At 73.1% G+C, this 20,990-nt stretch carries 11 protein-coding genes; 1 reads left to right on the top strand and 10 read right to left on the bottom strand.

Annotation, left to right across the window (positions count from 1 at the left end; all coding sequences use genetic code 11):
* Positions 1-57 precede the first annotated feature (57 nt).
* From nirD to WMF11_RS47230, 3 genes are all read right to left on the bottom strand, one after another.
* Positions 58-456, bottom strand: coding sequence for a nitrite reductase small subunit NirD (gene nirD / locus WMF11_RS47220; RefSeq protein WP_437975433.1), 399 nt, complete (start codon positions 454-456; stop codon positions 58-60).
* A 37-nt stretch (positions 457-493) separates the two neighbouring features.
* Complete coding sequence (gene nirB, locus WMF11_RS47225; RefSeq protein WP_437975434.1) at positions 494-3,034, bottom strand: nitrite reductase large subunit NirB; 2,541 nt, start codon at positions 3,032-3,034, stop codon at positions 494-496.
* Positions 3,035-3,417: 383 nt separating this feature from the next.
* Positions 3,418-6,153, bottom strand: coding sequence for an ATP-binding protein (locus WMF11_RS47230; RefSeq protein WP_437975435.1), 2,736 nt, complete (start codon positions 6,151-6,153; stop codon positions 3,418-3,420).
* 86 nt (positions 6,154-6,239) lie between these two features.
* Between WMF11_RS47230 and WMF11_RS47235 the strand changes: the two genes are divergently transcribed.
* Positions 6,240-7,169 (top strand): ketopantoate reductase family protein, encoded by a 930-nt coding sequence (locus WMF11_RS47235; RefSeq protein ID WP_437975436.1) that lies wholly within the window; start codon positions 6,240-6,242, stop codon positions 7,167-7,169.
* 83 nt (positions 7,170-7,252) lie between these two features.
* Here the strand turns inward: WMF11_RS47235 and WMF11_RS47240 are convergent, their stop codons facing one another.
* From WMF11_RS47240 to WMF11_RS47270, 7 genes are all read right to left on the bottom strand, one after another.
* Complete coding sequence (locus WMF11_RS47240; RefSeq protein WP_437975437.1) at positions 7,253-8,482, bottom strand: hypothetical protein; 1,230 nt, start codon at positions 8,480-8,482, stop codon at positions 7,253-7,255.
* A 387-nt stretch (positions 8,483-8,869) separates the two neighbouring features.
* Positions 8,870-9,481 carry a DUF488 domain-containing protein gene (locus WMF11_RS47245; protein ID WP_437905614.1) on the bottom strand — a complete coding sequence of 204 codons (612 nt, stop codon included), beginning with the start codon at positions 9,479-9,481 and terminating at the stop codon, positions 8,870-8,872.
* A gap of 61 nt (positions 9,482-9,542) precedes the next feature.
* A complete protein-coding gene (locus WMF11_RS47250; protein WP_437975438.1) occupies positions 9,543-14,924 on the bottom strand; it encodes a hypothetical protein in 5,382 nt (1,793 codons plus the stop codon).
* Positions 14,921-16,723, bottom strand: a complete 1,803-nt coding sequence (locus WMF11_RS47255; protein ID WP_437975439.1) for an ATP-binding protein — start codon at positions 16,721-16,723, stop codon at positions 14,921-14,923. The genes WMF11_RS47250 and WMF11_RS47255 overlap by 4 nt, the downstream gene beginning before the upstream one ends.
* 156 nt (positions 16,724-16,879) lie before the next feature.
* Entirely contained in the window at positions 16,880-18,058 is a 1,179-nt protein-coding gene (locus tag WMF11_RS47260) for a hypothetical protein (RefSeq protein WP_437975440.1), read from the bottom strand.
* A 318-nt stretch (positions 18,059-18,376) separates the two neighbouring features.
* On the bottom strand, positions 18,377-19,531 hold the full coding sequence (locus WMF11_RS47265; protein ID WP_437975441.1) for a hypothetical protein: 1,155 nt from the start codon (positions 19,529-19,531) through the stop codon (positions 18,377-18,379).
* Positions 19,528-20,820: a hypothetical protein gene (locus WMF11_RS47270; RefSeq protein ID WP_437975442.1), complete on the bottom strand. Its 1,293-nt coding sequence runs from the start codon at positions 20,818-20,820 to the stop codon at positions 19,528-19,530. The genes WMF11_RS47265 and WMF11_RS47270 overlap by 4 nt, the downstream gene beginning before the upstream one ends.
* Between the last annotated feature and the right edge of the window lie 170 nt (positions 20,821-20,990).

Raw genomic sequence — 20,990 nt, forward strand, 5'->3', positions numbered from 1 at the left:
AACGGCGGCGCGCCCGCCGCGAGGAGGCGCCTGGCGCTGGCTCGCCAGGTCATCCCGTCAGCTCGCCGCCGCGGGCGGCTCCGCCGCGGCCTGGATCTCGACACGCCCGCCCCGGACGCGGGTGGGATACACGGGGATGAGCACGTTCGGGTCGTCCAGGCACTGACCCGACCGCAGATCGAAGTTCTGCTTGTAGATCGGAGAGGCGATCTTGGGGACGCCCCCCTTGTCCCCGACGATGCCGCGGGAGAGGACGAACGCCTTGCTGAACGGGTCGAAGTTGCTGATGGCGTAGATCTCCTCGCCCTCGCCGACCCGGACCACCGCGATCTGGCGCTTCCCGACGAGCGCGCAGACCCCCGTGTTCGGGATGATGTCCTCTACCCCGCAGACGTCGACCCAACCCTGGGCCGTTGTCTCGCTCCGAGGCGCCTTCGAAGTGTGCAGCTCGCTCATGACGGTTTCCCTCAGACAAGGCCCCTCGGCCCTGCTGTCAGATCATCTCCTCGACGACGTTCGACTTCTCCTGCCACGCCGCGGGGCGGTGCTGCGCGCGCTCGCTGACGAACACGATGCTCCGGTCGGGCTCGCCGACGTTCACGAACTGGCGGAACTGCTTGAGCTTCTCGGGGTCGTTGACCGCGGCCTTCCACTCGCACTCGTAGGTGGCGATGAGGTGGGCCATCTCCTTCTCCAGCTCGTCGCAGATGCCGAGCGAGTCCTCGATGATGACCTGGCGGAGGTAATCCATGCCGCCCTCGAGGTTGTTGAACCACACCGACGTGCGCTGGAGCCGGTCCGCCGTGCGGATGTAGAACATCAGGAACCGGTCGAGGTACTTGATGAGCGTCGCCTCGTCGAGATCCGAGGCGAAGAGCTGGGCGTGCTGCGGCTTCATCCCGCCGTTGCCGCAGAGGTAGAGGTTGTAGCCCTTCTCCGTCGCGATGATGCCGAAGTCCTTGCCCTGCGCCTCGGCGCACTCGCGCGCGCAGCCGGACACCGCGGACTTCAGCTTGTGGGGGCTGCGCAGCCCCTTGTAGCGGTTCTCGACCGCGACCGCGAAGCCCACCGAGTCCTGCACGCCGTAGCGGCACCAGGTGCTGCCGACGCACGACTTCACGGTGCGCAGCGCCTTGCCGTACGCGTGCCCCGACTCGAAGCCGGCGGCGATGAGCTCGCGCCAGATGTCGGGCAGCTGCTCCAGCCGCGCGCCGAACAGGTCCACGCGCTGGCCGCCGGTGATCTTCGAGTACAGGTTGTACTTCTTCGCGACCACCCCGAGGGCGATGAGCTGATCCGGCGTGATCTCGCCGCCCGCCACGCGCGGGACCACCGAGTAGGTGCCGTCCCGCTGGACGTTGGCCAGGTAGCGATCGTTCGTGTCCTGCAGCGGGAGGTGCTTCTTGCTCAGGATGTGCTCGTTCCACGTCGACGCGAGGATCGACGCCACCGCGGGCTTGCAGATCTCGCAGCCCTTGCCCTGGCCGTGGCGGGCGAGCAGGTCGTCGAACGTCTTGATCTGGTGGATCCGGACGAGGTGATAGAGCTCCTGACGCGAGTGGTTGAAGTGCTCGCAGAGGTAGTTGTTGACCGCGACGCCGGCCTTCTTGAGCTCCTTCTTCAGGATGTCGGAGATCAGCGTGGTGCACGATCCGCAGCCCGTGCCGGCCTTGGTGTGGCTCTTGATGCCGGCGACCGTGACGTGCTTGTCGTCGCAGATGGCCGAGCAGATGGCCTTCTTCGTGACGTTCAGGCACGAGCAGATCATGGCGGTGTCGGGCAGCGCGTCGACGCCGAGGCCCGCCGGCTTCGCGCCGTCCCGCGCCGTGACGATGAGGTCCTCCGGGTGCGGCGGGAGGACGATCTTGTTCTGCACGAGCTGGAGCAGCTGACCGTAGTTCGCGGCGTCGCCGACCAGGATGCCGCCGAGGAGGAGCTTGCCGTCCCCGCTGACGACGAGCTTCTTGTAGACGTTCGACGTCGCGTTCATGAAGCTGAGCACGCGCGCGCCCGGCTGGGTCGCGAACGCGTCGCCGAAGCTCGCGACGTCCACGCCCATCAGCTTGAGCTTCGTGCTCATGTCGAAGCCGCTGAAGGTCTCCTTCCCGCCGGTGATGGCGTCGACCGCGACCTTGGCCATGTGGTAGCCGGGCGCCACCAGGCCGTAGAGCTGGCTGCTAAAGCTGGCGCACTCGCCGATGGCGTAGATGTCCGGATCCGACGTCTGACAGCGCTCGTTGATGGCGACGCCGCCGCGGTTCCCGAGCGCGAGATCACACGCCCTCGCGAGCTCGTCCCGCGGGCGGATACCGGCCGAGAAGACGATCATGTCGGTCGAGAGCTCGCTCTGGTCGGCGAAGACCATCCTCGCCACGCGGCCGTGCTCCGCGACGATCTCCGTCGTCGACTTGCTCGTGTGCACGTTCACGCCGAGCGACTCGATCTTCGCCCGGAGGATCGCGCCGCCGGCGTCGTCGACCTGGAGGGCCATCAGGCGCGGCGCGAACTCCACGACGTGGACCTGGAGGCCCATGTTCTTGAGCGCGTTGGCCGCCTCCAGCCCGAGCAGGCCGCCGCCGATGACCGTGCCGACCTTCGCGACCTTGGCGTAGGCGTCCATGGCCTCGAGGTCGTCGATGGTGCGGTAGACGAAGCAGCCCTTCGCGTCTTTGCCCTTGATCGGCGGGACGAACGGATACGAGCCCGTGGCGAGGATGAGCTTGTCGTAATAGACCGTCTTCCCCTTCGCCGACGTCACCGCCTTCTTCCGCCGATCGATCGAGACGGCCTTGTCGTTGAGGTGGACCTGAATGCCCGCCTCCTCGTAGAGGCCGGGCTTGACCATCGACAGATCCTCGGCCGACTTGCCGTTGAAGAAGGCGGACAGGTTCACCCGGTCGTAGGCGAGCCGCGGCTCCTCGCAGAAGGTCGTGATGTTCCACTCGCGCAGGAAGCCACCGAGAACCATGTTCTCGATGAACTTGTGCCCGACCATGCCGTTGCCGATGACGAGGAGGTCCTTCTTCTTGCTCATGAAACCCACCTTTGGACCCGGTGAGTCCTTCTCACCGTCACTGCCGCGCTGCCGTCCGAACCAGGCGTCAGCCACAGTCCCGGACCAAAAACTGTGTACTGTGGGCTCTGTTTCGCAACTGTTTCGCAGGAATAAATTGTCGGCCCGACGGCGCGCTGGGCCTCTTACACAAAGGCCTCTGCCACCTCATGCCACCTCTGTTTCATGCATGTTTCGCGGCTTTTGACGGGCACAACAAGGCCCGGAGCGCGTCAGCCCGCGTCAGCGTCGATGAAAGGAAATGGGCGCAGCGTTCAGAACTGGAAGAGCCTGTTTCAGCGATGTATCGCGCGCCTGGCGGGAGGCGCGGCTGCATTGCACTTCTGAAATGGAGCGCGGGCCAATCAGCCGCGCGGGGCGGCTTCGGCGAGCAGGGACAGGAGCTGCTCCGTCGCGACCGGCTTGGTGAGGTGCGCGTCGAAGCCGGCTTCTCGCGAGCGGCGGCGGTCCTGGTCTTGCCCGTAGCCGGACAGGGCGGCGATGTAGGAGCGCGTGAGCTCGGGCTCGGCGCGCAGGCGCCGGACGACCTCGTAGCCGTCCATCCCGGGCAGGCCGATGTCGAGCAGGACGAGATCGGGCTTCGACGCCCGCGCGGCCTCGAGCGCCGCCGGGCCGTCGTGGGCCATCGAGACGGCGTGGCCGTGGAGCTGGAGGACGCGCCGGAGGCCGTCGGCGGCGTCGACGTTGTCGTCGACGAGGAGGACGTGGAGGGCGCGCGGAGGGGCGGCGCCGGGCGCTTTCGGAGCGGGGGCTTCGGCGGGCGCGCTCGGCGCGCCGGCGAGCGGGAGCCAGACGCTGATGGCCGTCCCCTCGCCGGGGCCCCCGCTCAGCGCCTCGACGCGGCCGCCGTGCAGCTCGGCGAGCCGCTTGACCAGCGTGAGCCCGATCCCGAGGCCGCCCTGGGAGCGGTCCAGCGTGCGCCGGGCCTGCATGAACGGCTCGAAGACGCGCGGGAGCAGCTCGGCGGAGATGCCGACGCCGGTGTCGGTCACCCGGATCCGCGCGTCGCCGTCGATCGCGGCGCAGGCGAGCGAGACGCGGCCGCCGGGGTTCGTGTACTTGATCGCATTGTTGAGGAGGTTCACGACGACCTGCTCGAGCCGGACGCGGTCGCCGTGCACGAAGACGCCCGGATCCACCGACAGGACGAGATCGTGCCCGCGCTGGACGAGCAGCGGGCGGACCGACTCGACGGCGGCCTCGACGACCGAGGCGACGTCGAGCCGCTCCCGCTTCAGCTCGATCTTGCCCCGCGTGATCCTGGAGACGTCGAGGAGATCGTCGACGAGCCGGACGATCGTCTTCACCTGCCGCTCGAGGGTCGCCAGGATCTGCCCGTCGTCGCGATCCACGCGCTCACCGGCGCTCATCTGGGCGCTCATTTGCAAGAGCTCGAGGCCGGTGGTGATGGGCGCCAGCGGGTTGCGGAGCTCGTGCGACAGCATCGCGATGAACTCGTCCTTGCGCCGGTCCGCCTCGTGGGCCTCTCGGTAGAGCCGGGCGTTCTCGAGGGCGGCGCGCCGCTCGCGCTCGACGAGGGCGGCGCGCTCCTCGTGCAGGCGGGCGCGCTCCATGGCCTGCGCGCACTGGCGCGAAACGGCGACCAGGAACTCCTGCTCTTCCTGGTCGAACGGGCGCGGCTCCGCGAAGCTCAGCCCGAGCACGCCGATGGGCCGCTCCTGGACCACGAGCGGGAGACAGCAGAGCGACACGGTCGCGCCGGACAGCACGGCGCTCGCGATGCGCGGGTAGCGGGCTGAGCACTCCTCGCGCGAGCGCAGCCAGACGGGCGCGCCGGTCCGCAGCGCGTCGGTGAGCGGGAGGGCGGCGTCGAGGGGCATCTGCCGGAAGCGCTCGACGGTCTCGCGCCCGTAGCCGACCTCCTTGAGGCACTCGAGCCCGTCGCCGGCCGTCACGACGATGGTCCCGGCGTACGCGCCCGCGGCGGCGACGCCGATGTCGACGACGACCTGCGCCACGGCCTCGCTGGTGAGCGCGTCGGCGAGCGCCGCGGTGATCCGCTGGAGGCCGGCCATGCGCTGCGCCGCGCGCTCGGCGGCCCGGCGCGCCTCCTGCTCGGCCAGGAAGCGCCGCCGCGCCTCGGACTCGGCGTCGCGGGCCATGTCGTAGAGGCGCACGCGCTGCAAGGCCACCTCCATGCGCTGCGAGAGCTGCTCGGCGAAGGCGAGATCGGCGGCGTCGCAGGTGCGATCCACCTCTGCGGACGCGAGCGTGAGCGCCGCGAGGACGCACCCGTCGCCGCGGATGGGCACGATCACCGCGGAGCGGCAGCCGAGCTCGCGCAGGGCGGCGAGGTGGTCCGCGCCGGCCAGCGCGGGGTCGGCGAGGTCGGGGAGGAGCCGGCCGTGGCCGCCGTGGAGCACCTCGTGCAACAGCGACGTCCGCGTCCCGGGCTCCGGCAGGGGGCGGCCGAGCCGAGCCAGTCGTGCTGCGAGCTCCGCCTTGGCCGGCTCGGCGTGCGCGACGACCCGCGCGTGGACGGAGCCGTCCGGTTCGAGCGTGTGGATGGTGCACAGATCGGCCACCGAGGTGACGGCGAGGGCCGCGACGCGCCGGAAGCCCGCGTCGCGGCCCTGCGCCGGATCGAGCGCGGCCGATGCGTCGGCCAGGAAGCGCCGCGCGTCCTCGGCGCGCTTCTGCTCGCTGACGTCCGAGACGAGCGCGAAGAAGCCGCGCACGTCGCCGCTCGCGCCGAGGTGGGGGATGTACTGGATGCGCACGTGGCGCCGGCCGCCCTTCCGGTAGGTGAGCCGCGACTCGAAGTCTTGCGGCCGTCCGGCGAGCACCGCGGTGATGTGCGGCTTCACGGCGGCGTAGGCGGCGTCGCCGATCAGCTCGCGCACCTGCCGGCCGACGATGGAGCCGCTGTCTTCGCCGAACCAGCGCTCGTAGGCCCGGTTGACGACGCCGTAGCGCTCGTCGCTGTCGATATACGAGATGAGCGCCGGCAGGGCGTCCAGCAAGCGCTGGAGCTGCTCGGCTTCCATCGTCACGCTCGGCTCGCCTGCGCTCTTGAGGCCGCTCTCGTGCGCCGTGGCGGGGGCTTCCGGCCTACGCATGTGCGCGTAGGCATATCCGCAATCCTCGCTGATCGCCACTCGCCGGTTCGCTGCGGTCCGGCTCGAGCGTGCTATGGTCGCCGCCGATGCGGATCCTCGTTGTCGGCGCGGGCGCGGTGGGCGGCTATTTCGGGGCGCGGCTCACGCTCGCCGGGGAAGACGTCACCTTCGTCGCGCGCGGCGCGCACGCCGAGGTGATGCGGTCCCGCGGGCTCATCGTCCGCACGCCGTCCGGCGAGCTGCGCACTCCCCCGCTCCGTGTCGCCCCGCTCGACGGGGCGCGCGGGCCGTTCGATCTCGCGCTCATCGCCGTGAAATCGCCGTCGCTCGCCGCGGTGAGCGCGAAGCTCGCCGGGCTGCTCGCCCCGGACGGCCTCGCCGCGCCCCTCCTGAACGGGCTCGACTCCGAGGACGTCGTCGCGCGCGACGTCGGCGCGCAGCGCGTGATCGCCGCGATCGCGTACATGTCCTCGGGCGTCGCCGGGCCTGGTGAGATCGAGACGCTCGCGCCGACGCGCGCCGGGCTCGCGCCCTACCGGCCCGGGCAGGAGGCGCGGGTCGAGGCGACCGCCGCGCTGCTCGAGCGCGCGGGCATCCCGGTCCGCCGCGGGGCGGACCACCGCGCCATGCTCTGGGAGAAGATGGTCTGGAACGCCCCCTTCAATGCGATCTGCGCGCTGACCGGCCAGCGCGCCGGCGTGGTCGCGGAGCGGATGGAGGACCTCACCCGGTCGGCGATGCTCGAGGTGATCGCGGTCGCGCGGGCGGAAGGGGCGGAGATCTCCGAGGCGACCGCGGACGCGATGCTCGCCCTCACGCGCTCCGAGTTCCCGCTCACCGAGCCCTCGATGCTGCAGGACGTGCGGGCCGGCCGCGCGACGGAGGTCGATATCCTCCAGGGCGCGGTGGTCGAGCGCGCGCGCCGGGCCGGGATCGACACCCCGGTGCTGCGCACGCTCGCGACCCTCGTCCGCGGCCTGTCTCCGCGGGCGAGCGCGTCCTCCGCGGGCCGATAGAAGTTGAGCGCGAGGCGCTCATCTCACCTCCTGGAGTCGAGAGGAGAGGAGATGAGATGAGTGCCTGTCTTGAGACGCAGCGATCAGGCGCCGCCGGTGCCGCCGCTGCCGCCCGCGCCGCCGGTGCCGCCCGCGCCGCCGCTGCCGCCGGTGCCGCCCGCGCCGCCAGCGCCGCTGGTGCTGGCCGCGCTGCTGGTGCTGGCCGCGCTGCTGGTGCTGGCCGCGCCGCCGGTGCCGCCCGTGCCGTCGCTGCCGCCCGCGCCGCCGGCGCCGCCCGCGCCGCCCGCGCCGCCGGCGCCACCCGCGCCGCCGGCACCACCCGCGCCGCCGGCGCCACCCGCGCCGCCAGTGCCCTCGTTGCTCAGCGGGAACGCCGGGTCGAGGCAGAAGAAGCCATCAGGCGTCTCGGCGCACTCGTCCGGTGCCTTGCACTCGCTGTTGTCCTTGCACGGCACCTTCGTGAAGATGCAGAAGCCGTTGTCCGGGAAACCGATATTTTGGCAGCGGGCGTTCGGCAACAGGCAATCGTCGTGCGCCGTGCACGCCTTGGTGCAGGCGCCGAAGTCGCCGGCGCCGACGACCTCGTCGAACTGGTAGAGGCAGATACCGTTCTCGGACCCGCCGCAGTCGGACTCGAACGGATCGCCGCCGAAGCCGCAGAACTCGGTGCACGCGGTGACGCCGCCGGGGAAGCCCGCGCACCACCCGGCGCACGGGTCCTCCTCCGCGTCGCGGTCGCACGGGGTCCCCATCGGCAGGCCCTCGTGCGGCGTGTCGACGCACGCGTTCTGCCTGGGATCGCAGCTGCGGCCGGAGTCGGAGCACTGGGAGTCGGAGCCGCAGTTCGGCATGCAGACCGTCACGCCCTCCGCATCCTCACAGCGCAGATCTTCGCGGCCGTGGCACTTGAACGGGTCGAGTTCATCGTTGATGAACTCCAGCTCGGGCTCTCCGAAGACGCAGCCCAGGTAACACATGCCCCCGAGGCAGGCGCTGCCCTCGCCTTCACAATCGCCGTCGTCGATGCACTCCATCGTGCAGTACCCGCCCGCAGGACCGACGTCCCCGTCCGACTCCAGGGCGCACACGCCGTCCGGCCCGCAGTCGGCGTCGGCCGTGCAGCGGGTGCCGAGGAACTCGGCCCTGCTCCCGCCCGCGCCTGTGGTCGCTGCGACTCCCGATGACGAGCTCGTGGTCGAAGAGGAAGAGCCGCCGCCTGCGCCCTCGTCCGAATCGTCGTCGCCGCAACCGATGAAGCCTGCAGAGAAGGCGACCGAGGTGAGCAGGATCGCCGAAATGCGTTGCACTTTCATTACTGTCTCCCGAGCCAGGAGGCCCTGCCCACATCGGGCGCGCCTTCATGTGATCTCGGGACGGTAACGGAATCGGTTCGGCTCCGCCATACCGGACGGGCGGGGGCGCGCTCGATGTCACGCTCCGCGGAAAGCCCCCGTGGGAGCGGATGGCGCTCCAGGTGGGCCGGGATCAGGACGTCAGTGCGACGACTGATGGTCTATTTTTCAGGTGATACCCGACTGGACCGCTACGCGGATTTTGTGATTTTTGACGTACCGTACGGCCCTCGGGTCGGCGCCGGTGAGCGGCCAGCGATACCTTGGGTCGATCGCGGGCTCCCGCGCCAATCGCCGTCCGCAGGAATGCGACGCGCTTCTGGCCCGCGGCCACCAGGCCGGCCGGGATCACCGCGCGCGGCGCGGGCGCACAGGCTCGCGCCGCGCGGGCCCGGGCTCCGCGCCGGCGTCGCCGAGCGGCAGCGCGCGCTGCGCGCCGACGTCGTAGATCAGGTGGCCGGCGCCGTCGGGCCGGGCGGCGGGGTTCAGCGCGTGCTGGGCCTGCGCGCCGGGGCCGAGCAGGTGGACGACCGTGAGCCCGCGCGCGACGAGGGCGTCGGCGATGAGGCGGCGGTGACACCGCCACCAGAGCGTCTCGGCGCACAGGAGGGCCATTCGCCGTCCAGCGCGCGCTTCCGCCTCGAGCTCGGAGAGCGCGCGCTGGAACGCGGCGGTCTCCATGTGATCGGCGTAGGCCCGGAAGCTCGCGTTCTCCCAGGCGACGTGCGGCGAGTCGGCCCGCCCGGTCCGCCGTCCGCCGAGGGCGTCGCCGCGGAAGACGTAGGTCACCCCGAGCCGGGGCAGCGCCTCGGCGAGCGCGGCGCGGCCGAGGTGAGGGGAGCGGCTCGATCCCGGGAACCTCCGGACGTCGACCAGCGTGTCGGCCGGCCCTTCGCCGAGCAGCTCGACGAGCTCCTCCAGGCTGCGGGTGCCGTGGCCGACGGTGAAGACGGTGTCCACGGGGAAGAGCTTTGCGCCCCGGCGGCGCGCGGGCAACGCCGGGAGCGGGCGCCCGCGCGCGCTACCCGATGGAGCGCAGCAGATGATCGAGCGCCCGGCGCTCCTCCGCGTCGGTGACCGACCTCAGCGCCCGGTTCACCTCGCCGACGGCGGCCGCCGCCAGCAGCGCGACGGCCGCCGGGTCGGGCGCCCCGCGCGCGCGCAGCCACGCGAGCGCTTCGTGCTCGGTGTTGACGACGATGTGGCTCCGGCTCGCGTCGTAACGGATCGGCCGCCCTGAGCGGCCCTCGACGACGGCGCGCACCGGGGACCCCTCGAGGTTCATCCGGACGATGGCCTCGTGGAGCGCGGCCGCGAGCGGGCTCCCGGCGGCCGCCTCCTGCCCCTCGGGCGTGGCGCCGGGCACCGGCGCCGCCTCGCCGCCGAGCAGGCCGAGCACGCTGCGCCACAGCGCGATCGCCCAGGCCCGCGCGCCGCTCGAGTCGGGCGGCGCCTCCGCGGCGGGCGCCTCCGCGCCGCCGGTGGCCGCGGGCGCCTCCGCGGCGGGCGCCTCCGCGCCGCTCGAGTCGGGCGGCGCCTTCGCGAGGGGCGCCTCCGCGCCGCCGGTGGCCGCGGGCGCCTCCGCGAGGGGCGCCTCCGCGCCGCGGGCGCCCGCGGCGGGAAGGCCCGTCCCGGAGGCAGGCCCGATCTCCTCCGCGATCGCCACGGCCGGGGCGGGCGTCGCCGCGAGGGCGCCGAGCTCGCGCAGCGCGCCGGGGGCGGCGCGGTGGCGCAGCACCTCGACGAGCGGCGAGCCGTCGTCGAGCAGCACGAACGGCGGCTCGCCGTCCGGGAAATCGCCGTCCGCGCTCCCCCGGCGATCGGTGATCCACAGGCAGCCGCTCGCCGCGAGCTCGGCGCGGATCGCCGCCGGGCCGACGCTCTCCCCGGAGGCGGTCTGTGCCGCGAGCTTGCCGCCGGAGAGGCGGCCGAGCAGGTGCAAGTTCCACAGGTACGGCGCCGCGGCCGCCTGATCCGAGAGCTCGGCCGCCATGGAGGCCGCGGCCTCCATGGCGACCTCCGCGATGGCGTCCCAGCGCGCCTCGCGCGGCGGCCACACGAGGAGCCTCCCATCGACCGGCGCGAGCGGGGCCACGCCGGTCGTCCCGGGGCCCACGCCCGCCCCGCAGCGCAGCGCGAGCGGGGTAAAGCCGTCGTCGTCGCCGCCGTCGTCGCGGAGGATCGCCGCCGAGGGCGCGGCGACGAGCACCTCGGGCGCGCGCGGCCACCGCGCGGGCAGCCACAGCGCGCCGGTCACGAACAGCGGCAGGGGCCAGGTGGTGGCGACGTCGATCCACCGCGTCGCGAGCGCGTCGCCGGGCGGCGCGAGCCGGGCGCGCAGCCACCGCGCGGCGGCGTCGCGCACCGCCTGCCGGAGCCTCGACGCGTCCCCGCGGGCCTTGAGCCCGTCGAAGGCGCGGTTCGGCTCGAGCGCGTCGTCGTTGACGGCCGCGCACAGGGGCCACCCGTCGCCGGCGTCGAGCGCGCAGAGCGGGCGGCGCCCCACGTGCACCGCGATGCCCGCCGCCCAGGCGTGCTCCGGGGCGAGCAGGCCGATCTCGCCGTGCGCGGCCCGCGCGCCCTCCTGCGCGCCGGCCGGCGTCTCGAAGGGCAGGATCACGAAGCACGCCGCGCGCGCGGCCGCGTCGAGGCCGACGGCGGCGAGCGGCGGCGCCGTGAGGCGCTCCTCGGCCGCGCGATCGCGCGCGACCGCGTCGGTGATGTCCTTGACGATCACGGCGGTCGCGAGCTGCAGCCGCTCGGGCCTGCTCAGCGCGAGGACCGGCCGCTCGTAGCGCTGCTTCGGGTAGGGCGGCGGCGTCGAGGTGCACAGCCACTCGGCGCGCGGGTCGCGCCGGAGGTCGTCGAGCGAGAAGAGGTTCCCCTCGATGTCGTGGAAGAGCGGCGCGCGCGCCGCGTCCGCGACGACGCGCTTGCCCTGGGCGAGCGTCTTCAGGACGGCGCGGCGCGCGTGGCCCCGCGCGAACGGCGGCAGCTCGTCGAAGCGCGGCGCCAGCGAGATCAGGTGGCGGCCAGCGGCCTTCGCGAGGCGCGTCAGGATCGCGCGCGAGGCGTCCCTCGACGGCTCCGCCGCGCCGGCGCGCACGAGGAGGCGGAGCGGGATCGGCAGCTCCACCTCCACGCGCCGCTCCGCGCCGTCGGGGCCGACGAAGCGGGCGTCCGACACCGGCCCCTCGACGATCTCGATCTCGCCCTCGAGCCCCTGCACGCCGAGCGCGGCGGCGCTCACCCGCAGCAGCGGGTGCGAGGGCGCGCCCGGCAGCGCGAGCGGCGCGCGCGGCGGGCCGGCGGCTCCGCGCGGGCCATGCTCCTGCTGCGCCTTGCTGGCGGACGCGCGGCGCTCCTGCTCGGCGGCGGCGCGCTGCCGCCGCGCCGGCACCCCGCTCTGCGCAAGGAGCGCGCGCCCGCCGGCCCACCGCATCAGGGCCGCGCGCTCTCGCGGGTTGCGGGCGACGAGGGGGTGCCAGGAGAGCGTCTCGAAGCCGGGCGCCGCGTCGAGCACCGGGATCGGCGCGGGCGCCGGGTGCGTCGCGTCGAGGGTCTCGAGCGAGCACGCGACCTCCTGGCCGCGCGCGTCGAGCATCCCGAGCAGCGGCAGGCGCCGGATGCGGGCGGCGAGCTCGCTCGGGGCCGCCTCGAGCGGCGCGCCTCCGAGCGCCCGCGTGCGCGCCTGGAGCGCCTGCAGGCTGTCGAGGAGGTAGGCGCTCACGCGGGCGTCGGGCCTGCCCCGCGGATCGCCCCGCAGGCCGAGCCGCGCGCGCGCCGCGGCGTCGCCCTCCAGCGCGGCCACGAGCGCCTCGAGGAGCGCGCACTCGACCGCGTGGACGGCGGCGTTGTTGCGCGGCGACAGGACGCCGTCCCAGGCGCTGTTCGGCGCCGCCGCGTCGTCGTCGATCGCGATGGCGGCGGGGCTGAACAGCGGCGCGGCCTCCTGGGTGGCGAGGGGCCGCGACGCGTGGTGCCACACCTCCACCATCGCGTCGCTCGGCGTGGCGAGCGCGAGGAAGCCGGGGCCGCTGACCTCGAGGACCGGCGCGCCGGCGGGGATCGCCCCGAGCCTCTCCAGGGACGCCGCGAGCGCGCGCCGCCGCGCCGGCCCTCGCACCGCGAGCTCGTCCTCGGTGAAGAGCCCCGGGCCGTAGGGGACGATCTCGCGCTCCGGCAGCGCGGCGGCGAGCCAGTCGAGCTCGCGCTGCGAGACGGCGAGCACCATCCTCCGGTCGGCCGCGCGCCCCCGCGCCTCGGGCGGCGCCGTGCAGAGGCCGCGCGTCGTCCGGGAGAGCGCAGAGAGGCCGTTCACGCTCACGAACAACCCCGCCGTGAGCGTGGGCCAGATCCGCGCGTCCAGGAGGCCTTCGAAGCGCTCGAGGGCGAGGCCGTCGTCCGGGGGCGGCGCCGCGCCGCCTCCGCGCCGGGGGCCGCCGTCCCCGGCGCCGAGGCGCTGCGGCGCGCAGAACGCCGCGCCGATCGCGGCGCGCAGCGCGGGCCTCACGCGCGCGAGCTCGCTCTCGGGCGCAGGCGCGGGCGTCGTCGAGCCTGCGCCTGGCCGAGCGTCCCCCGGGTCGAAGAGCCGCTTCGCCTCGCGGTCGGCCGCGGCGATCGCGAGCTTGAGCGCGTGGCGGACGGCGCGCCAGAAGCGCGCGTCGCGCTCGACCCCGTCGTACGCGAACCGCGGCCGCACGCTCCCCTTCCACGCGAGCGCGATCTCGACGGGCAAGGGGACGGCGGCGGGATCGAGCTCCACGGTCTCGAGGTGCCGCCCGTCCACGAACACCCGGACCTCCGCGCCGCGCGGGGGCTCGCGGGCGTCGGCGAAGACCGCGAGCTCGCCGCGGAGCCCGGCGAGCGGCCCTTCGTCCACCTGGAAGGCGTCGCGGAACGCGTGCTCCGGGGAGGGCGGCACGACGGGATCGCCGGTCGCGTGCAGGAGGAACGCCCTGCGGCGCTCGGCGCCGAGCTTCACTTGTTCGATCATGGCCTCGGCGTCGGCGAGCGGGAGCCCGGCGAGGGCGCGCTCGACGAGGCCCCCCGGGCTCCAGACCACGTCGCCGGCCCAGGGGGCGAGCTCCTTCGGGAGCCTCGCGTCGCCGCGGAAGAGGAAGAGCCGCGGCGCATCGTGCGCGTCGAGCGCCGCGAGCGACGTCGGCCGCCCCCGCCCGTCGCGGAGCAGCGGGAGCTCGCGCACGGCCTGCGCCTCGGCGGGCAGCTCGGCGCCCGCCCGCATCGCCCCGGTCGCGACGCAGGCGAAGGCCGCGAGCGCGTCCGCGAGCCGGCCGCGGTCCTCGTCGACGACGAGCGCGCCGTCGGGGACCGCACCCTCGCCGCAGACGAGCGCGGCGAGGGCCTGGATGGCGTCGAGCAGCGCGCCGGCCGCCGCCTCGCGGAGCCGCGCGCGGAGGGGCGCGTCCTCGCGCACCGCCGAGCGCGACGCGTTGGTGGGCAGCGCGTCCGCGTCGACGACGACGCGGACCGGGAGCTCGACGCCCTGGTAGGGCTCCGAGGGGAACCGCGGGGCGAAGCTCCAGCGCTCGCGGACGAGCCGCACGCCGTGCTCGAGGTAGTCGACGGCGGGGAGGTCCGAGGGCAGGGGAGCGGAGAGGGGCGCGGCGACGGGGCGCGAGCGGGGCGACGAGCTGGCCGGACCTCCTGCGGGCTCGGGGGGCGCGACGATCTCCAGCGCGGCGCGGCGCGCGCCGCGCACGTGGAACGGCACGCGCACGAGCACCTGGAGATCGCTGCTCGGCAGAGCGCGGCGCAGCGGCTCGCCGGCGAGCGCGATCGGGATCGGGAAATCGCCGGTGGCCGCGGCGAGGTGTGCGAGCTCGGGCGGGCTATCGCCCGTGATGGCCCGGCGGAGCACCGACCAGCCGAGCCTCCGCCGCACCTCGATGCGCAGGCCGGCCGCGGGCATTCCGGGCGGCCTCGGGACCTCGTCGCAGGCGGGGCCGGCGGCCGGCGCGGGCGCCTCGGCGGGCGCCTCGATCAGGGCGGGCGTGAAGCGCACGCGCGTGCAGCTCGCGCCGCTGGCCTTGCGGGACGGCCCGGTCGTGAGCAGGTCGACGCGCGCCGGGCGCAGCCCGAGCGCCGCGTTCACGCCGAGCGCGAGCAGGCGGAGCCTCCGGGACGCGGCGTCGGGCGCGGCGTTGAGCACGTGGTCGAGGAGGCGCTCCAGGGCGGGCCCGTCGGGCGGATCTCCGTCGAAGGTCACGACGACGTCGTCGGCGTCGTAGCGGAGATCGATCTGCGTCGCGCCCCCGGCCGCCGCGGCGCGGACGAGCTCGAGCAGGTAGAGGTCCAGGTCGACGAGCAGGTGCTCCCTGAGCTTCTGGACGGCGCGGCGGGCATCGACGCGGATCGCGCCGCGGGCGACGACCCGGCTCACCGCTGCGACCCCCTTGGCGCGGGGCGCGCGCCGCCTGCGGGCGCCCTCTCGCCGCGCGCCGCCCCCGCGCGCGGCGGCGGGCTCGCCGAGAGGTCGAGGAGCCGGTCGCTGTCCTCGGGATCGAGCGGCCCCTTGGCCTCGACGAGCAGCGCGCGGGCGAGCAGGTTGCCGGCGGTCACCGCGTCGACGGCGGCGCGCCTGCGCGCGAGGGCCACGGTGTCGCTCTCGATGTTGAGGTAGAGGGCGTGTCCTGGCGGGAAGCGCGCCGCGCGGCGCACGACCTCGCGCGCCGCGTGGCAGCTCTGCTCGGGCCCGGCGCGCTCCCCGCTCCCGGGCAGCAGGAACCCGCTGCGCTGGTGGAGGGCGCCCTCGACCTGGCAGAGGCTCACCCGGGCGACCCCGTGCCGGGCGCGCGCCAGCGCGTCGGCGACCACCTGGAGGAGCGCGGCGTCGGCGGCGCGGGCGCGTTTCGGCTCCTCGCGCTCCTCGCGCACGAGCAGGTAGGCGGCGTGCGCCTTCTCGACGCGCGCCGCCGGGAAGCACCGCTTCAGCAGCGTCCTGGTCGCGGGGTGGTTGCACAGCACGACGGGCAGCCCGCCGCGGGCCATGGCCGCGGTCAGCGCGTCGGATCGCCTGGCCACGAGCAGCGGCTCCCGCCCCGGTGCGAGCGCCCGGAGCCCCGCGCGGCTCCGGTCGCCGGCGACGGGGCTCGCGAGCGGGAACGGGATCTCGTCCGGATCGAGCGCGGTCGGCGGCGACAGCGCCGCCTCCAGCATCGCCGCGTAGGCGGCGGCGCCCTCGGCCTCCCCGGCGGCTGCCGCGGCCGCGGCCTGCGGGAGGCGGGCGGCGAGCTCGCGCCGGAGCGGACCTTTGACGAGCTCCCGCACGCGCGCGATCGCCTCCCAGAAGGCGTCGTCGCGGCGCACGTTGTCGCGGCTCAGGGTGTGCTGGAGGTGGGGGCTCATCACCTTGAACCGCACGCCCGAGAGCCCGCTGAAGAGCTCGTCCGCGGTCTCGAACAGGGTGAGCCCGCGGTTGTAGAAGCCGGCGAAGCTCTGGCCGTGCTCGACGGCGGGGTCCCCGCTCGTGGGCTGCGCGAGGTGCTGAGCGCCGGCGGAGGGGCCGACAACGACGGTGGTCTCTTCCTCGACGGCGGTCACGGAGACGGGCGCTGCGATGGCGAGCGGGGCGTCGATGCGCACGGCGCCCGTCCGGGAGCCCCCCTCGTGGTCTGCGATGCTGAGGGTGATCTCGCGGTCGGCGTGGCGGCACCACCGGCGGAGCGCCGCGTGCGCGCGGCGCGCGTGCTCGACGAACGCCTCCCGGTCGAGCCGCTGGAGCAGGGTCACGCGCGTGCCGCTGCCCTGGCGCGGTCCGGCGTCCTCGAGCTCGTAGCTCGTGTCGCTGTGCAGCCGGAGGAGCCATGCCTGTCCGTCGCGCCACGTCTCGACGTCGACCTGCTCTGGCTGGAGGGCGAACACGGAGACGAAGCCGACGCCGTATTTCCCGATCTTCGTCGCGTCGCCTTCCTTCGACGAGTTGAAGAGGGTGAGCAGCGGGCCCTCGATGTCCTCGCGGCTCATGCCGCACCCGTCGTCGGTGACCGAGGTGGCGCACGCGCCGGGCAGCGTCTCGACGCGCACGTCGATCTTCCGCGCGCCGGCGTCCATGCCGTTCTGCACGAGCTCCCGCAGGAAGGCGTACGGGTCGGCGAACTGCTGCACCATGTCGGCGACCGGGCCCGGGGGCGGCGGCGGGGGCGCAGCGCGGTCCTCGCGAGAGGAGCGGTAGGGTGCCATGCGTCCTGCGAGGTTATCACACGGCGGGAGCCGCGGTTGGAGGGGTGCCTGCGGGGCTGGAGGGGTGGAGTCTGTGCGAGCGGAGACCGGCCATATCGCAGGCGCAGGTGCGACAGGTGCAAAGCTTGACGTGGAGAGAGTGGGGGAGACTCTGCGTCAGGACATGAGGCCGAGTACGAAGAGGGCGTCGGACCAGAGCGGCCAGAGCGTGCGGAAGGGGTGGGTGGCCAGCAGCAGGCCGCCGTTCGGAAGGCGCCGGACGTAGTAGGGCGAGTGGCGCTCGATGAACCGGACGTGTCTCCCCGTGGCGACCTTCACCTCGTAGGAGGTCTCGCCCTCTCTCGGCTCCTCGATGATCTCCTGGACGAGCTCGCGCGCGCGAGGCTCGACGGCGCGCCATGCTTCGTCCGGCACCGCCGAGGCTTCGAGCGCGCCGACCAGCGTGGCCGGCGGCATGGAGAGCGCCGCGAGCACTTGTTCGCGCGTGAGATCCTCGTCGCCTACGAGGCGGGCGCGTGGGACGCGCCGAATGGCGTCCGGGCGGGTCGGCCGCTCGGCCCGCGATCGGGACGCATCGCGGTCGAGGTCGTCGTGCTCGTCGACGCGCTCGACGGTGCTTGCGACCCCGACGCGCGCCCCTCTGGGAGCCGCCTCGACGCGCGCATGCAGCGCGTCCATGGACAAGCCCGCGGCGCGCTTCACGATGTCGCCGTCGTGGATGTGCACCCACGACAGGGCGAGATCCCGCGCGATGCTCGCGGCATCGGCGTGGTAGGTCGCACACGCCTCGACGGGCGCGGGCCAGCTGGAGACGGCCGCGCACGAGCCGGTCGTCACGCGGGGACGCGCGTCCGGCGCGCACAGGCCGATCAGGATATCTTCCATGTCCTGCTCGAACTGCATCGAGATCATCGCCGCCTCGGCCTCCACGGAGCGCGCATCGTTGCCGATGGCGATCTCGAGGCAATACGGGTAGAGCCCCTTCCACTCGTAGGTGTCTATGCGCAGAGGGCCGCTGGCCCACCGGCATTCGTGTTCTTCACCATAGCAGTCCAGGCTCAGGCCATACCTGGCCAGCCACCTCCACTTCGTGCCGAAATTCACACTTATTTCCGAGCGTGCCTTGAAGGCGGGACGTGTCACCGCGATGACCTCGTCGAGGGAGACCTTGCTGCGCCACAGGTGTTCGGAGGATCCAGGCGTGGAGAGGCTGACATCGCAGAGTCCCCCCGGGTAGACGAGCGCGGAGAGGGCCGCCGCGAAGGCGTCGAACCGGTCCGCCTCGTCGCACCACGCATAGAAATCGGGTCCCCGTTCACTCCGCGCTTGATTCATATCCCGACGCATCGAGAGCACCTATCTGACTTCCAGAGCTCCGACCACCGCTCTTCGCGCGCCGCACCGCGAGACCACGCCGCGCGTCTCTTGCCGCGAAGAATAGCACGAGCTCAGCGCCTGGAGCATGTCACGGTGAGAGGCCCGACGGCCGAGAGAGAGCGGATGCCCACCCCCGGCCCGTGCTCGGCGCTCCGCGCCTGCGCGCGGTCCGCCCCTCCCCAATCGCGCGCTCCGCGCGCTCAGGGAGGGGGCGCCGTCTGGTACCTGCGGCCCGGGTGCGGAGTCCGGATAAGCGACGACGTCGCACGACCGGCATCAGGACATCAGGTCGAGCAGGAAGAGAGCATCCGCCCAGAGCGGCCAGAGCGTGCGGTAGGGGTGCGTCGCCAGCATGACACCGCCGCTCGGCAGACGCCGCACGTGGTAGGGGGCGTGGCGCTCGATGAACTGGACGTGCTTGCGCGAGGTGACGTCCGCCTCGTAGGTGGGCGCGCCCTCCTTCGTGGCTGCGATGGTCTCAAGCGCGGCCGATTCAACCGAGCGCCATGCATCGTCCGGCACTGCAGAGGCTTCGAGCGCATCGAGGAGCAGGCTCGGAGGTATATCAAGCGCCTTGATGACGGTTTCGCGCGTGAGCTCGGCGTCTCCCTCGGTTGCGGCGCGCGCTCCGCGACGAACGGCCTCGGCGCGCGTAGGCCGCATGTCTCTCGATGCCGCTGCGGCCCAGTCCATCCGCATGTGCTGGCGCACGAGCTCGACGTCGCCTGCGATACCGACACGCGCTCCACGCGGAGCAGCGTCGATGCGCGCGCGCAGCGAGTCGAGCGACATGCCCGCCGTAGTTGGCGTTTTGTAACCCTCGTTCAGATGGACCCATGAGAGGGCGAGGTCGCGCGCGATCGACGCGACGTCAGCGTGGTAGGTCGCGCATGTCTCGACAGGGGCGCCCCAGTCCCCGACACCCACGCATGCGCCGGTCTTCACGCGCGCATGCACCTCCGGCGCGCAGAGGCGGATCAGGAGATCCTCGATGTCCTGCTGGACTTGCATCGACGCGATCGCCGCTTCGATCTCCACGCCGCCCAGGCCCACGCCCAAGGCGATCTCGATGCGCGACGGGAGCACATCCCTCCGGTCGAACGGCGACCCGCGCAGCGGGCCGGATGGGTACCGGCGCTCGTACTCCTCGCCGAAGCACTCGATGCCGAAGCAGGACCAACGCCCAGATCTCAGCTGCACTCCGAAGTCCACGGAGACGTGCGTATTCGCAGCAAAGGCGGCACGTGTCACTGTGACAACCTCGTCGATGAGGATCGAGCGACGCCATATCCTGGCAGGAGTGTCGAGCGAGGTAATGTCGACATCGCAGCGCCCCTGTGGGTGGACGAGGGCGACCAGGGCCGCCTCGAACGCCTCAACTCGGGCCGCCTCGTCACACCAGGCATAGAACCAAGGGCCTGAATCGCTCATAGCTGGATGACCATCACCAGATTCTTGAGCCCTTTGATAGTGATGCGCTCGCCCGTGCTCACCCTGACCAAGTAGCCGTCCACTATCTTCAGATCCTCATTGTTGAGCGGCGCGCCCTTGGGCATGATCAGCTCGACCCTCTGAACATCTCCGGCGAGTCCCTTCTTCTTGAGTGCCTCCATTGCGTTCGTCAACTGCTTGAGTGCCTTATCGACGTCGATGCTCCCCTCCTCAATCGACTTCACCTCGGAGAGAGCGAGCGCGTTCCCCTTGGTGACCGACAGGAAATCGGGAGCCTTGGCAAGGTCGGTGAGAGGGGGTGACTGCTTCGGGATATCCAGCACTGTGCGCACGCCGTCATCCCCCACCCCGACGAGCGCCCGCCCGTCGTCCGGCATGAACTTGGCCGCCTTCTTCTCCATCGCGTCGAGCGACTTGCTCGTGACTGCCCCACGCAGCGTCTTGTACCAGGTGCGCCGCGGTGCGCGCAGGGCCGTGGCGAGCTCCTCGCCAAGCTGCGCGATCTCCTCGGCAACCCGAATCGCATCCGGTGTCAGCCCGCCGGCGCGACTGACCGCGCGCCACATCGGCCCGACCGCCCCGAACCCGAAGCCCATCCCCGAGAAGATCCGCTCCTCGTTGCTGAGCTCCTCCCCCGACGGCAGGCACCACGCCTTGCCCGTCACCGCCTCGCACAGGTCGAGCGCCGGCCCGACCACCGGCACGAACCCGACCCCGATGCGCGTCGTCGCGTGCACCAGCGTCTGCATCACCTCCGCGTACGCCCCGAACCCCTCGGCGATTGTCGACATCGCCCCCGCGAACGCGCTGATCGTCTGGTAGAGCTGCGTCTGCTCTAGGTCGAGCCCGTCCCCCGTCCACTGGTTCAGGCTATCCTTCATCTGGTCCGCGAGCGCGTCGAACCGCGGCTTCAGCACCGTGTCGACCTGTGCCCGCAGGTCCGCCGGCACCGGCGTGTCCACGAACCAGTCCGACGCATCCATGTACAGCCGCACGACCGCCGTGATCCGGTTCTGCGCCTTCAGGAACGCGTTCGTCTCCGCGAGCGACACGCCCATCCGGTCGCGCAGCGCGATCTCCAGCGCCGCGCTGTTCGCCCGCCACGCCCTCACGTTCGCCACGAAGTCCGCCCGCGCGACCACCGCGCCCCCGCTCACGTCCTTCTCCAGCGCCGCGATCACGCCGTCCGCATACGCCGCGTACGGGTTCCTCCCCTCCTCGAACGCACCGTCCACCTCGGCGATGTCCGGCACCTCGACCCACGGCACCTCGCTCTCCCCGAGCGCATACGCCCACGGATCATCCGGGTTCCACCCCTCGGTGTTGGTCGTCGATGATGAGGATTCTGAAACGGTGGAGGACGGCTCCGAGAGAGCGGATGCCCACCCCCGGCCCGTGCTCGGCGCTCCGCGCCTGCGCGCGGCCCGCCCCTCCCAAA

The sequence above is a fragment of the Sorangium sp. So ce295 genome, assembly GCF_051527405.1.
GTDB classification, from domain to species: domain Bacteria; phylum Myxococcota_A; class Polyangia; order Polyangiales; family Polyangiaceae; genus Sorangium; species Sorangium cellulosum_B.